Origin of the sequence: Mesorhizobium sp. (genome assembly GCF_017306585.1) — a bacterium.
Taxonomy (GTDB): domain Bacteria; phylum Pseudomonadota; class Alphaproteobacteria; order Rhizobiales; family Rhizobiaceae; genus Mesorhizobium.
The window spans coordinates 1-12,794 of sequence record NZ_JAFKIC010000151.1; the positions used below are offsets into that span (position 1 = coordinate 1).

Consider the following 12,794-nt stretch of genomic DNA (forward strand, 5'->3'; position numbering starts at 1 on the left):
GGGCTTTAGCACGAACCGGTGACGTTCGGCGGGGGGATCACGATCGTGAAGGTTTCCGCGCCCGGTCTGGCGTTCGCACCGGCGCGTAAAGCGTCGGCCTCATCCCATTTTTGGGCGATCTTCGGTTCGATCGTGCCGGTATCATAGATTTTGTCGAGCTTTTTTGGGAATTTCTTCTCTGGCAATTCTTGGCGCACCAAGGCGAGCCAACTGGATGGCACGAGGTCTTGGTACGCGATTAGGCTACGTTGACCAAGTGGATTGAACGGCCCGCTGGCGGGGCGTGATGGTGAGGTTGTATAAGAAGCCTCCTGGCTGAACAGCCAAATTAGGGCTATCCTCAATCGAAGCGACGCAGCCCGAGCGCTTGTTCAGTCCTCTATGAGCCGAGGAGTTATTTGGCCGCCGGGTACGAGCAGCGCTGAGCCGGCTAGAAACGGGCGAAGTGACCTGAGCTCCGAAGCCTGGCTAGCAGGATGCTGGCCGTTGCGCTGTGGTCAACCCTGGCTTGCTCGCTCAGCGGAGACGCATTCCAGGCAGCCAATGCCGCCACCAAAAGGGCGGTGTCCCCACTTACCGATGCGCATCCAAGTTGTCCGTTCTTCCCCATCACGATTATTGCTGTGCCGGTCACGCCATATCCAATCGCAGCCATCCGCTGAACGCAGCTGTCGCCGTCGACACGAACATCGAACAGAACAGAACCTCCAGTTTTTTCCGCAGCGTCAGCCACACGATCGCCGAATGGTCGATTGAGGCCCTCGATATTGCCGAGTGACTGCTCAAACAAGGCCAATTCAACATGCTCCGCCACCATGGCGGCGAGAGTGCGCGTCGGCTCACGCAATCGGCAAGACGCCAGCTCTGATTATCCACATACCAGCCCAACTCTCCCGCCTTTTCATGGGGCACGCCTCAGCGCGAAGGCACCGTCTTGCCTGCGACTGTTCGACATGCCCTCGCATCAAGGCCCACGACAATCCCGTCGCGACCGTATCTTGCCGGACTGTTTCGTTTTCCACGCATTGGCGAAGGCGATTGAATAATTGAGAACCCGTTGGCGGCTTCGACCGCATGCATGCGGCTCCAGCATGACAATTAGACTGTGCTAATATATCCTATGCGGTATGCGGGGGGATGTCATCAGACGGCCACGAAGACGTATCGCGCTGGCGTGGCTTGTCTTGGCTGGCAATGCTGATGCTCACGATTGGTACACCGGCAAGACTGATCCGGTTCTGCAATATGATTGCTGCGGCAACAAAGATTGCCATCCGATAGACTCGCGCGATGTCAGGGAGACGAAAGACGGCTATTACGTCAGGCTGCCTCGCCCTTCCTATCTGAATGAGTCACAAGAGCCAGAGTGGTTTATCCCTAGCGAGCGCGTCCAAGCCTCAGCCGATGATCGCTACCATCTCTGCGAGCGATTGATGACGTTCTATCGAACGATCATTCCGCATATGAAGTTCGAGGCCTACCAGAGGTTCAGATGGACGTGTTTCTTCGCCCCGAAGGGCACGAGTTCAATCGAGCAACGCCGGTAGACGTTCTTCACCGATCCTGGTCCCATTCCACCGGATGAACGCCTTGTCAAAAATGTAATCGCATTAGCGGAAGTTAAATTTCGACTGTTTCGGCTTGCCGCAAATTAGGGTCTCGGTGGCATAACTCGGGCAGGACTTTCGGGGTGCTGGTAGGAAGACTGATGCGCGGGCGTGGATGGATCAAGGCGTTGCGTCAGGACGATGCCCGACAGGTGCGTGCGCACATTGCCGAACTTGAGCGAAACCTCATTGCGACCACACCACAGGGGCGCCATCGACGTTTCGACGCCGGGAATGAACTTCGTATTGCGAAATCCCGCCTGGAGCGTCTCGAGGTATGCATCGCCGCAATAGCGGAGAAATATGATCATTAGCGGAAGCTCGCCGCTCGAAGTTGCCGCGCGGTCCAACCGGACCGCGCGTCGGTGCTGCAGTCACAATGCCGGACAGGCCGAAGCCGCAGCAAGGATTCCGGCACCCCAGCAGGCGACAGCGCTGGGCTCAAGCGCTGTTTGATTTCATTCTCGGGTCAGGTTCCCGCTGGATGCCGATCCGATGGCAAAATAGAAACAGGCATTCGTACAAGGCGGCGGATTCACCGTGCCGTTTGGCGGAATTCGACGACGAGATCGACGTTCCGTCCTTACTCTGGGGATAACACCATTGTTCGCTCTTTGTTCTTTTCCTAGAAAGAGCGGTAATATATAGTCTGAAACTACATCAGCCCCCAGTGAGTCAGCGCGCCAAATGACTGTCCAGCCCCGGATTCTCAATGAACCGACAATCAGCTGCCCAAGCTGCAAAACGGAGATCAAGCTCAACGAGTCGCTCGCGGCGCCGCTGATTGCCGCCACCCGCGAGGACTATGAACGGCGCTTGGCGCAGAGCAACGCGTCAATGGCGGCTCGGGAGGAAGAGCTTAAACGCGAGCAGGCCGCGATCGACGCCGCCAAAGAGGACATCGGCAACCAGGTTGCTGAGCAAATCAAGCTTGAACGTGCCGCAATCGCGATCGAGGAAGCCCGCAAGGCAAAATTGCTGCTTTCGGTAGACCTCGAGCACAGGGATAACAAGCTTGCCGAGTTGGAAGCGACGTTGAAGGCGCGCGACGAAAAGCTGGCCGAGGCCCAGCAGCAACAGGCGGAATTCCTGAAACAGCAGCGTGCGCTTGACGATGAAAAGCGGGAGATGGCGCTGACCATCGAAAGGAAGATCCAGGAAGGACTGGACGCCGTTCGCGTAAAGGCGAGGTCCGAAGCCGAAGACGGGCTCAAAATGAAGGTTGCCGAAAAAGAAGAACAGATCGCCGGCATGCAGCGCCAGATCGAGGAGTTGAAGCGCCGTGCGGAACAGGGTTCTCAGCAGCTGCAGGGCGAGGTCCTCGAGCTTGAGCTCGAGTCCCTCATTGCCAGCCGGTTCCCGATGGACATCATCGAGCCGGTCGCCAAGGGCGAGTTCGGCGGAGATGTCCTGCACCGCGTGGTCGGACCGGCCGGCCAGCCATACGGCGCCATTTTGTGGGAATCGAAACGCACCAAGAACTGGAGCCAGGGTTGGCTCGGGAAGCTCAGGGGAGATCAACGAGCCGCCAAAGCGGATATTGCGCTGATGATCTCGGAAGCGTTGCCTCCCGGCGTGGAAACCTTCGATCTTATGGACGGCGTCTATGTCGCCCATCCCAAATGCGCGATCCCGATCGCCATCATGCTTCGGCAATCCCTGATCGAGCTGGCGAACTCCCGCCTCGCCCAGGACGGCCAGGCCACCAAAATGGAACAGGTCTATGGCTATCTGACCGGTCCGCGGTTCCGCCATCGCGTCGAAGCGATCGTGGAGAAATTCTCCGATATGCAGGCGGACCTCGCCAAGGAACGCAAGGCCACAACACGCCTTTGGGCCAAGCGGGAGGCTCAAATCCAAGGCGTAATCGAGTCGACCGTCGGGATGTACGGCGACTTGCAAGGTATCGCCGGAAAGGTGATGCAGGAGATTGAGGCCTTGGATGTGCTGGCGATTGAAGCCTCTTCGCATGAAACTGAATAGGAGGCCTTCAGGTCGCCCTAGGCGATCAGGACTCCTCACAACGACTTAGCCCAACTGAGACGCGACCAGAAGACGGCACTAGCCGAGCCCCTACTCCGCAGCCATCGCTTCGTCAGGCTTTCTCGTTCGGCCTGCGGGCTTGGTTTGGGAACGGCCGAAGGCCCCGCCTTGCGGCGGAGCCCTCGTCGAGGCGATCAGTCCCGGTTGGGACGAGACCAGATCAGCTGCAGGCCTTCCTCGCCTTCCACCTCGATCAGGGTGGCGTAGATGGGAGCGGGGAAGCTCGGGTCGTCCAGCTTGACCGAGAGATAGTCGCGGCCCTCGTTGGAGACCTTCTGCCAGGCGGCTCCGAGATCGACGCTACCCGAGTAGACGCGGAAGTGGGGGCCTTTGTCGGAAGGGTTCTCGACGCGGATCAGCTTGGCTTTGACGTTGAGGTTGAGGGTTTTGATGGCTCCGGAAAAACCGTGGGCGGTTGAGGTGAATGTGCCGATGGTAGCCATTTGTCGTCTCCTTGAGTTTCTCGGGCCGCGACCACCGCGACCTCGATGGCGGTCGATGGACCGGAGGCGATCGGCCCGCACCCACCGGGGTCCCCATTGCGCGCGCGCAATGGGGTGGTCCTTAGGGCCGCAACGACAGTGAAGGGCAGCCAGGGCGAGGCTTTCTTGTTCCGCGCGGAATGACGGCGCAGCCGTCAGGGGAAGAAAGTCGCGACCGGCTGTTGCGGGTTTGAGAACGAGGCGTAGCGCAGCGAAGACGGCCTTCGGTCAGACCAGCCCCATCGAGGACGCAGGTGGTGCGCCTTTCCATGAAACCGCCGGTCAGACGACAGGCGAATCCACCGGCATGATCACCGCAACCGCAGCCAAGGTGAGGCGCCATCAAACCCGACGCTCCCGACAGGCGCCATCGCATAACGAAAGAGCCGGAAAGGGAGGTAACCCGCCTTACTTCGGTCAGTGACGACTGGCCGACTGGCGAAACTCCGAGGTCCGGCGTCTACCCCTTCAAGATAGATGGCCGCCAAGGTCATGGAAATGCCCATCTCGGGCTGGACGTCGGAACGGGCCGGCTGATCTGCATCGGCACGCCGGGCTACTACCCAAACTGACCGGTGCCAAGGCGAGGGCACGAAGGCGGTTGGGGGATGGCTCCGCACCACCCCCGACATCGATCGGAGAATGCAACATCATGCCGCCTCCGCGATCTGTGTCGCATTCGGCTGGAGATCATGCAGATAGTTGACCGCCCGCTGGGCATGCGCGGCCGCGGCGAAAATAAAGCGCTTGTCGTTTCTGAGAATTTCGAGCCAGCTCGCAAGATAGCTTGCGTGATCGGGTCTCGGCTCGAGCTCGGGAACGATGCCGAGATCGGCCGCCAAGAAGCAACCACCCAGATCGGCCACAAGTTCCTCGTGGGCCCTGAAGGAGCGATCCTTGTGATAACGGGAGAGGTTGCGATCAAGCCGCTTTTCCGACCCAACCCAATGAGTCATTTCGTGTCCGAGGGTCGCATAGTAGCCGGGCCCGTCGCGGAAACTCTCGAACGGCGGCATTTGCACCATATCAAGAGCCGGATTGAAGTACGCTTCGTTGCCACCGTGGCGGATGACGGCCCCGGTATTTGCGAAGAACGCATCCGCATGTTTGATCCGCTCCACCGGCTCGGACACCGGCGCGGGATTGCCGTAATACTGCGTGGGCAAGCCTTCGATCTGGTCGGCACAAAACACCGTATAGGCCTTGAGGAACGGAATCCCGCGCTCGACCTCTTCGCCTTGGGCATCGGTTTCTGTGCGTACGAAGCGACTGGCGTAGACAACCATCGAGCCGGTCTCGCCTTTGCGGACATGACCGCCCAGCTCGACGCTCTGCTTGAAAGTCATCCAGGTCGGGGACACGAAATCCCTCGCAACCGCCTCCAACCAAAGAAGCAGGATATTGATCCCCTGATATGGCAATCCATTGTGGCGCACCGGGCGCGTGATACGCCCCGTCGTATTCGCGACGTTCCACGGCTTCACCCACGGTCGCACGCCTTTTTCCAGATCCGCGACGATGCGGTCGGTGATCTTCGCGTAGATATCGACGCGGGATTTGTTGCTCTTCCTGTCCATTTGCCAAACCTCCATTCGAGGCCGCGCCAATCGCGGCCGTCACGAGGTCCGAATGCGCAGGACCGCAGGTCCGCGAACCCGCGGAGGATCGATGGGGAAGTTGAGAACTATCGCCTGCGGGCCGCAACGTCAGTGCAGGAGGGCGCAGCCGTTTCGCGGCACGAGGACCGGAGCAGGACCATCATTCGTGACGGCCGCGATTGGCGCGGCCTTAATGACTTGCCGTGTCCGTCTTTGAGTGCGGTGACTTTGGCACACGCAAAGGGGCCGGTTCCCGAACGGCAACCAGCCTCAGTGTGAGAAGATCGGGCGGAGCCGAAGATCCGCCCGATGGCAGTTAGCCAAGGGCCGCCATCTGGAGATCGGCTGCCTGCCGGTTGACGGTCTGGCCGGGGTTCTCGGTCTGGCGTTCGTAGGGCTTCCAGCTCTCGCCGACGATGTGCTCGTAGGCGGCAACGGCGCCCTCGGCCGCCATGCGCAGCGCGTGTGCCTGAAGGCCCATTTCGGCGGCGAATTCGCGCTTGCGCTGGGCCTTGCTGTCGAAGCCGACCGGACCGTCAATGTCCTCGTCGCGGGTGTCATTGGCGAGCCTGGCCGTGGCATCCCTCGCCTCGGTGACGGCCTTCGAGTAGAACTGGCCTGCTCCAAAGGCGGAGCCGACATACGATCCGACGATCCTCTGCAGGTGGATCTGCATCGCCTTGTCGGAAAGGCCTTCGGAGAGTGTGTCTGCACCATCGGACAGGCTGCGCTCGTGGAATTCGCGGATGCCGTCGCTGTCGAGGACGGAGAGGCCAAAGCTTTCGGAAATGAGGGTGGCCTGGTGGCCATCCGGGCAGCAGAGCCGGACCATTTCGAGGGTGGTGCCCTTGCGGAGCTGGACGATGCGGGCCTTGGTCTTGGTGGAGCGGGGTGAACTGGACATTGAGCTTTCCTTCTAGCGATGCCCGTCAGGTGTTCCGGCCCTTGCCGGTCTTCCCTGCGGGTGCGGTCAAAAGGAACCGGCGAAGCTGGACGCTTCAGGGTCCGGAGCCTGCCAGGCGAGCAAGGTTGGCTTGCGGACAAGCGGGGTCAGTTCTTCACTGGCCCTGCGCGGGACGCGGGCCAGCCTTGCCGAGACCGGCGGGGTCCGGCCGCCCCGCGGCGCGATAGCGGCCTTGAAGCGGACAGCCGCCGGTTCAGACCGCAGCAAACCCGCCGGGAAGACCGGGCAAGGGATGAATTCGGACATCGGCATGCACGAGGAAATGTGTTCATTTCCCGCGGCCACACGATCCGCCTGCCCGCCAGACTGCGCGAGGGACGCGGTTTGAACTTCGGCCCCTGCAGGCATAGATGAGCTCCGGTCCGCCGCGGCGGATCAACTCTTTGGCCTGCTCCCATGTCGAGCTGACAGCGTAGCGTGTTCAACTCCGAATTGAGGGCAGCAATGACCGATTCCAAAGACGACTACGTCTATGACGACACGACAGGGGAATGGCGACCAGCATCGGAGATGGCTGCCATCGCAGCTTCCGCCGGGAAAATTGAAGTGCGCGATGCCGCCGGCAATGTGCTCGCCGACGGCGACTCCGTCGTCCTCGTCAAGGACCTCAAGGTCAAGGGTGCCGGCCAGACCCTGAAGCAGGGCACGGTGATCAAGTCGATCCGGCTCACCGACAATCCCGAAGAAATCGATTGCCGGCATGATGCGATCAAGGGGCTGGTGTTGCGAACGGAGTTCGTCCGCAAGCGCTGAGCAGGCCGGGGTATCAGGCGCGGATCAGGTCCGGTGGCAGTCTGGCACGCAGTGCCTTAATAGCAGCATCTTGCCTGGCCAGTTTGCGTGAGAGCGCGCCGATCTCGTGCTGCCTCTCCAGTGTGATCGCTGCGAGGTTCGATCGATACCTTTCGAGAAAGGCCCGGGCATCAGCAGGGTTTCGGCGTCGGTGGCCGATACGCTGGAGCTTGAGCCGCGGAATGATCGCCGTCATCCGCTTCATGATCAGCCGGTCGATCATATCGAGCTGGCGCTGTGTCTGGCGCCGAGCCTCCTCAATGCGAAAGAGCTGTGTGCGGCGATCGGGGATAGACATTATGCGTCCCTCCCCTGCCAATCCATGAAGCTCGATGGCCCGCCATAGACACGATGGCGCGCGACATCGATGACGAATCCAAAGCGGCCGACATGGTATTCGTCGGTCGCAACGAGAAAGCGACGTTCCTCAGTGCCCGGTCCACGCTTGCCGCCAGGGGTCGCGATAACTTCGGTGAAACCGGCCTCGTGCTCGGAACGGATCGCCGACACCACGACCCAGTCATCGGTATGCCTCTCGAAAAATGCCCGCTCGTCCTTTTTCGCGGATTGGCCGGGTTCGAGCACCCTCTCTTGGATGGCCTCCCAGGCATCCGGGTACCAGTCGCGTATTGACCTTTCCGCACAAGCGTTCTCGAAGTCCGTGAAGAGCTGGGGGAAGGCTTGGGCGACGGCCGCCCAATGGCAGTCCTCTTCATACCAGCCGTCATTGGCACGGAGCATCTCATGGACTTTGCGATTTCGCTCCACCGACAGATGGAACCCGCCATGGCCTGCCGTCGCGTGAGCCACGACGCCCTCGGCATAGACGGTCGCTCCCTGCGACGTTCCCCACGGCGTGTGGGCACGCGAGGGGATCTCGCGACGTCCGAGAGCAGCGCGCTGCTGCTGGTGGAGGGCGTTCTCTTCGACATGCGCGCGAAACGCCGCCTCATCGGCAAGCTCACCGGCATGGCCGTAGAAATCGCCGCGCGTCCATTCGGCCATGGGCCGGCATATACGCCAGCCTGTGACGAGATAGTGCCGGCCATCACGGGCTGGAGCCATGGCGAAGGCGTGGACACCGACAATGGCAACGCAAAGCCCATCGGCGCTTCGGCCAAAAGAAACTTCCGAAAAACCGGGAGTTTGGACGACATCGGTTTCAGAAGTCCGCGCAGTCATGGTGCCGACCTCCCCCCACTTCCGCCGCTGCGGTGTCCGCCGTGACTTGCCGCAACACGGCGTTGGGGTAGCCGTGGCGGGTAAGCCATTCCTCGGCCGCCCTGCGATTGGCGGCAAGATGGACAAGCTCGGCATCGTCGCCAGCGCCGTCGAGAACGAGAACCGTGCCGATGGCGGGCCGCTCCTTGACCGAAAACCTCAGGTCGCTGTTGACCGAAAACGTCTGGTGGACGCGCAGCACAACGGTTCCTTGACTGCCATAGTCACCCTTGTGCAGGGTGATCGAGGCGGGCAGCGTCGTACTGCCGACGCGGGCCTCGGCCTGTTTGCGGATCAGGCGACCGCCGCCGTTGCGATTTTCCCAGGCTGCGAACTTCTTGCGATGCCGCTCTGGCGGGCGTGGGGATCCGTCGGAAAAAGTCACGATGGATCCGAGTGGAACAAGGTCATAGATCAATTGGGCGGACATAATTTTCTCCGTGGTGCTCATGGTGGAAACAGAACCGCCGCCGGTGATGTGCCGGCGGCGGAATGATCGTTTGGAGGAAAAGGTAAGGCGCAGCCGCCTACTCGGCGGCCACCTTGTAAGGCTCGATCTGTTCGTCAGCGAGGTCCTCCTCCTGCGGAGCGGCGTCCTCGCCGACGTCGTCATGCGCGGGCTCGACAACCTTATCGCCGTCGAGCTCGTCCCGGTCCTGCGGCGTGCCGTCGTCCTCAGGCTGTTGCCTGGCCTCGTTCGTCTTCAGCCAGGAGGTCAGCTTTTCAGGGGTGGGCGCAAACCGCGCCGACGGGTGGACGAAGCGGCCTTCCTTGAAGTGCTCGACCAGGGCCGAACGGGTGTCCTTGACCTTCTGACGGGGCAAGACGGATGTATCCGCGCAAGCGGCTTCCAATGCCTGCCGCGACAGGCATGACAGGAAATCCTCCGTCCCCATGTTGGCCAAGAAGCTGTCGGCGGCGATGACGTCGCCGGCGACACGGGCGACAACGCCGCTGTCCGAGCGATTCTCCCTGCAGGACAGAACGTCGATCAGCAAGGACCGCACGGCGATACGCAGCGTGTCCATGTCGAACGCGAGCTTGCCCTCCTGGTCGAACAGGCGCGCGGCATGTTCGCCGAGGCCTGCCGCCCCGTAATAGGAGATGTCGCGGGCACCCGACGCCACTGTGACATTCTGACCGGCGAAGGCGAGAACGAGCAGCGCCATCAGCGTGTCGTCCTCGATCGGTGCGCGCGACAGCGCCTCGTGCAGTGCGTCGGTACGAAGGTCCCCGATCATCTCCATGCCTTTGCGCGTCACGTCCGGACGCGGCTTTGCCGTAACGACGATATCATCGCCATCGACCTCGCCATCGTCGCCATTCTTGTCCTTGGACTTTTTGGCCGCCGGCATGCGGTACGCGACCGACTGCACCTTGCCGTCGCGGTCAAGATACATGGCGGTGTGATCGGATTTCGACGGCTTGCCGTATACACGCTCCGCCTTGGCCGGCAGCTTCGGCTCGCCCCACTGACCGGCTTCCACGATCACGCCACGCTTGGGCACAGCGTTTGCCATCCACTCCTGCTGGGCGCCAAGAAAGGCCTCGACATCCGTCGTATAGCGGCTGTCCTCGTCGGCCGGAGCAAACAGGTCCTCGACCCAGGCAATGCCATAGGCCTGGGCGAGATCGTCACCGAAGCTGGCATCGCGCGCGTACATGCGGCGCTTCGTCAGGCCCTGCGCCACGCTCCACCATGACACCTGGGGATCGGCCTTGGACGGCTTGTGCTTCTTCCAGACCTCCTTCTGCTCATCAAGCGAAGCCGACGCGATGGTGCGCAACTGCTGCTCGTTGGGCATGTCGCCCTTGGCCATCTGGTCCAACATGGCCGGCAGTACGTTGGCGAGCAGGCGCAGCTTCCTGATCTGGCGGACGGGAAGCGCCAAAGCGACGGCGATCGCTTCCTCGGTCCATCCGAGTGCGACCAGTCGCTCGATCGCACGCCATTGGTCGACGGGATTGAGCTGCTCATGCGCCAGCGTCTCGGCCAGCGAGCGCATGGCGCCGCCATCCTCGGCGCGATCGATCACCAGCACGGCGATTTCTTCCAAACCGGCGGCAATGGCCTGCCTCACACGGCGATGGCCGGCGTCGATGACATAGCTGTTGCCGCCATCCGTTTCCGGCGCCACGACAGGTGGCTGCACGATGCCGACGGCGCGGATGGTAGCCAGCAGCAGCGCGTCGGCCTGCGGACTGGACTTCGAGCGTCGCGCCTTGTCGGGGTTATCCTTCAGCGCACGCGGATCGACAAACTTCAGTTCCATGGAGATGCTCCTTCAAGGGGTTTGCGGACGCCGCTGATCGCCGCGTCCTTCCTCGTCTTCTTCCCGAAGACATCCCCCGGCCCGCGGAGCGGGCGGGCCGGTGCAACCGCGGCCGAGCATCCCTGCCCGGCTGGCCGAGCGGGGCTAACAGCCCTGCGCAGGACGACGCGGCCGGGATTGCGAGCGGCGCGGTTGAGCGCCAGCGGCAGCGGCCCGCCCGATCTGCGAGCGGGTTTTATTCTTCCTTCGTTTTCCTTTCCTCAACCCTGCGACGTAGACCGGGGCATGGCGATAAGCGGAACGGTTCTCTGTCTCGGCGCCGCGGCTCCGTGGCGAGAGCCCGCAAGGTTTTTGTTCTATTTTTGTTCTTTCCGAAGAGAAGCCCGGCTGCTAGCGGGGGACCCCGGTATTGTCCCGTTTCGGGACCAAAGTGCTGGCATTGCTCTTGCTTCGGACGTGGTGCCGGTTGATCCCGGTCCTGATCGTACTTTGATCAGGTGTAGGCTCGCCGGGCTTGAGGTGGTTGGGGTTTCTTCGCCCGGCGAGTTCCGCCACGCTGAGAACAAAGGCCGGCGCCCTCGCTGAAGCTTATCCGAATGGCGCCGGCCACGGGCGGGATTGGGATCCGCCGCGCCTTGACATAGGTGAGTCGTTACGGTGCGTCAGGTGGTGGCGGACACTTTGGCTTTCCGCTTCGCAGGTGCCTTCTTGGCTGGTGCGACGGGTTCAGCCTTGCGCCCAAGCCCGATGGACTTCGCCAGTTGCGAGCGCTGAGCGGCGTAATTCGGAGCCGTCATCGGATAATCGCGCGGCAAGCCCCACTTCTCGCGATAGGCGTCCGGCGTCAGCCCGAAGTCCGTGCTAAGGTGCCGCTTCAGGGATTTGAACTTCTTGCCGTCTTCGAGGCAGATAATGAAATCTGGCGTCACCGACTTCTTCGGGTTGACTGCGGGAGTTTGCGGCTCAACGACAGGCGCGATCGGCGTACCAAGCCCCGACAGAGATTTGTGCACGGATGCGATCAGTTCAGGCAGGCCGGTAGCCGGTACAGGGTTCTTACTTACGTAGGCGGAAACAATCTCCGCAGTAAGCTCGGCTAGTTCGGCGGTGGGGTGGTCGGATTCTTCTGTCAATGTGTCGGTCCTTTTGTCTGATATGTCCCATCTCTATTTGAGCAATGTCCTGTGCGCAACCGGGCCTGATCAATTCTAAGCCAATGATGGCGGCCGGCTTTGCGGCGCTGGGCAAGACCGAGGCCGAAATTGACGCGTTCTTTTTGGCCGCGACTAAGCTGTAGACCAAAAAACAGGCGGCCCGTCAGCCATCTAAGTGACGGGCCGCCTATATGCCGATTAGCTAAAATAACGGAACGTCTAACGGACAAGTACGGAACCAAAGCGGTTACGTCAGACCTTTGCTTGCACGGTGCAAGACTTTATTCTTGCCGTCTTATGGTAAAGAACGGAAGTTGATCGGCACGACATAGGACGGCCCCGCAACGGATCAATAGCAAACTGAACTTAGGCGGCTATGGTGTGAACGCGGAAGTCGGGTCAGATCCGCTTGAAGTCCTTAAGCCCTAGGCGTATCCGCTGGCCTTCCGCGAAGGCAAGGGCGACCGATTCCAGGTCGAATGATCGGGTAAGTTCTTCGCCGTTCCCAACAACACGGACGAACCACTCGCCCATGGCCTCGACTATCTCAACGGACGTGTGGTTTGCGCTGGCTTTGGTGTCGGCCATCGCAACTGCCTCGTGTCTGGATGGGAACAAGACGAAACAATATGAGTGCGCGCCTTTCAAGCGCTAAAAGGC

13 protein-coding genes and 1 pseudogene are annotated in these 12,794 nt (G+C 61.2%); 3 read left to right on the forward strand and 11 right to left on the reverse strand.

Annotated elements, in window-relative coordinates; genetic code table 11:
* Positions 1–11 precede the first annotated feature (11 nt).
* Together J0I79_RS16885 and J0I79_RS16890 are read right to left on the reverse strand one after the other, a co-directional pair.
* A pseudogene (locus J0I79_RS16885) lies at positions 12–185 on the reverse strand (class I tRNA ligase family protein); the annotation flags it as partial.
* Positions 186–430: 245 nt separating this feature from the next.
* Entirely contained in the window at positions 431–847 is a 417-nt protein-coding gene (locus J0I79_RS16890; RefSeq protein WP_292860874.1) for a hypothetical protein, read from the reverse strand.
* An 861-nt stretch (positions 848–1,708) separates the two neighbouring features.
* Between J0I79_RS16890 and J0I79_RS16895 the strand changes: the two genes are divergently transcribed.
* Both J0I79_RS16895 and J0I79_RS16900 read left to right on the forward strand, forming a co-directional pair.
* Entirely contained in the window at positions 1,709–1,921 is a 213-nt protein-coding gene (locus J0I79_RS16895; RefSeq protein WP_292860877.1) for a hypothetical protein, read from the forward strand.
* 373 nt (positions 1,922–2,294) lie between these two features.
* Positions 2,295–3,590, forward strand: coding sequence for a DUF2130 domain-containing protein (locus tag J0I79_RS16900; protein ID WP_292860880.1), 1,296 nt, complete (start codon positions 2,295–2,297; stop codon positions 3,588–3,590).
* Between the two features lie 194 nt (positions 3,591–3,784).
* Here J0I79_RS16900 and J0I79_RS16905 read toward each other — a convergent pair whose 3' ends face one another.
* The 3 genes from J0I79_RS16905 to J0I79_RS16915 all read right to left on the reverse strand — a co-directional run bounded on the left by J0I79_RS16905 (position 3,785) and on the right by J0I79_RS16915 (position 6,634).
* Complete coding sequence (locus J0I79_RS16905; protein WP_292860883.1) at positions 3,785–4,093, reverse strand: DUF736 domain-containing protein; 309 nt, start codon at positions 4,091–4,093, stop codon at positions 3,785–3,787.
* A 689-nt stretch (positions 4,094–4,782) separates the two neighbouring features.
* Positions 4,783–5,709: a zincin-like metallopeptidase domain-containing protein gene (locus J0I79_RS16910; protein WP_292860886.1), complete on the reverse strand. Its 927-nt coding sequence runs from the start codon at positions 5,707–5,709 to the stop codon at positions 4,783–4,785.
* Positions 5,710–6,046: 337 nt separating this feature from the next.
* On the reverse strand, positions 6,047–6,634 hold the full coding sequence (locus tag J0I79_RS16915) for a hypothetical protein (protein ID WP_292860889.1): 588 nt from the start codon (positions 6,632–6,634) through the stop codon (positions 6,047–6,049).
* A 504-nt stretch (positions 6,635–7,138) separates the two neighbouring features.
* Here J0I79_RS16915 and J0I79_RS16920 point away from each other — a divergent pair.
* Entirely contained in the window at positions 7,139–7,447 is a 309-nt protein-coding gene (locus J0I79_RS16920; protein WP_292860892.1) for an alkylphosphonate utilization protein, read from the forward strand.
* Between the two features lie 13 nt (positions 7,448–7,460).
* On the opposite strand, the gene J0I79_RS16925 is transcribed toward J0I79_RS16920, so the two are convergent.
* From J0I79_RS16925 to J0I79_RS16950, 6 genes are all read right to left on the reverse strand, one after another.
* Positions 7,461–7,784, reverse strand: a complete 324-nt coding sequence (locus J0I79_RS16925; RefSeq protein ID WP_292860895.1) for a hypothetical protein — start codon at positions 7,782–7,784, stop codon at positions 7,461–7,463.
* A complete protein-coding gene (locus J0I79_RS16930) occupies positions 7,784–8,668 on the reverse strand; it encodes a hypothetical protein (RefSeq protein WP_292860898.1) in 885 nt (294 codons plus the stop codon). Before J0I79_RS16930 ends, J0I79_RS16925 begins: the two co-directional genes overlap by 1 nt.
* On the reverse strand, positions 8,649–9,137 hold the full coding sequence (locus J0I79_RS16935; RefSeq protein WP_292860994.1) for a hypothetical protein: 489 nt from the start codon (positions 9,135–9,137) through the stop codon (positions 8,649–8,651). Before J0I79_RS16935 ends, J0I79_RS16930 begins: the two co-directional genes overlap by 20 nt.
* Before the next feature lie 97 nt (positions 9,138–9,234).
* Positions 9,235–10,980, reverse strand: a complete 1,746-nt coding sequence (locus J0I79_RS16940) for a ParB N-terminal domain-containing protein (RefSeq protein WP_292860901.1) — start codon at positions 10,978–10,980, stop codon at positions 9,235–9,237.
* A gap of 662 nt (positions 10,981–11,642) precedes the next feature.
* Positions 11,643–12,113 carry a MucR family transcriptional regulator gene (locus J0I79_RS16945; protein ID WP_292860904.1) on the reverse strand — a complete coding sequence of 157 codons (471 nt, stop codon included), beginning with the start codon at positions 12,111–12,113 and terminating at the stop codon, positions 11,643–11,645.
* 420 nt (positions 12,114–12,533) lie between these two features.
* The gene (locus tag J0I79_RS16950; protein WP_292860907.1) at positions 12,534–12,722 is read right to left on the reverse strand and encodes a hypothetical protein; all 189 of its coding nucleotides are present in this window, start codon (positions 12,720–12,722) and stop codon (positions 12,534–12,536) included.
* Positions 12,723–12,794 lie beyond the last annotated feature (72 nt).

Bases quoted from the DNA above. Each gene is read 5' to 3' on its own strand.
- J0I79_RS16910 (WP_292860886.1), bottom strand. From the start codon at position 5,709: ATGGACAGGAAGAGCAACAAATCCCGCGTCGATATCTACGCGAAGATC.
- J0I79_RS16950 (WP_292860907.1), bottom strand. From the start codon at position 12,722: ATGGCCGACACCAAAGCCAGCGCAAACCACACGTCCGTTGAGATAGTC.
- J0I79_RS16915 (WP_292860889.1), bottom strand. From the start codon at position 6,634: ATGTCCAGTTCACCCCGCTCCACCAAGACCAAGGCCCGCATCGTCCAG.
- J0I79_RS16940 (WP_292860901.1), bottom strand. From the start codon at position 10,980: ATGGAACTGAAGTTTGTCGATCCGCGTGCGCTGAAGGATAACCCCGAC.
- J0I79_RS16930 (WP_292860898.1), bottom strand. From the start codon at position 8,668: ATGACTGCGCGGACTTCTGAAACCGATGTCGTCCAAACTCCCGGTTTT.
- J0I79_RS16925 (WP_292860895.1), bottom strand. From the start codon at position 7,784: ATGTCTATCCCCGATCGCCGCACACAGCTCTTTCGCATTGAGGAGGCT.
- J0I79_RS16905 (WP_292860883.1), bottom strand. From the start codon at position 4,093: ATGGCTACCATCGGCACATTCACCTCAACCGCCCACGGTTTTTCCGGA.
- J0I79_RS16895 (WP_292860877.1), top strand. From the start codon at position 1,709: ATGCGCGGGCGTGGATGGATCAAGGCGTTGCGTCAGGACGATGCCCGA.
- J0I79_RS16920 (WP_292860892.1), top strand. From the start codon at position 7,139: ATGACCGATTCCAAAGACGACTACGTCTATGACGACACGACAGGGGAA.
- J0I79_RS16900 (WP_292860880.1), top strand. From the start codon at position 2,295: ATGACTGTCCAGCCCCGGATTCTCAATGAACCGACAATCAGCTGCCCA.
- J0I79_RS16935 (WP_292860994.1), bottom strand. From the start codon at position 9,137: ATGTCCGCCCAATTGATCTATGACCTTGTTCCACTCGGATCCATCGTG.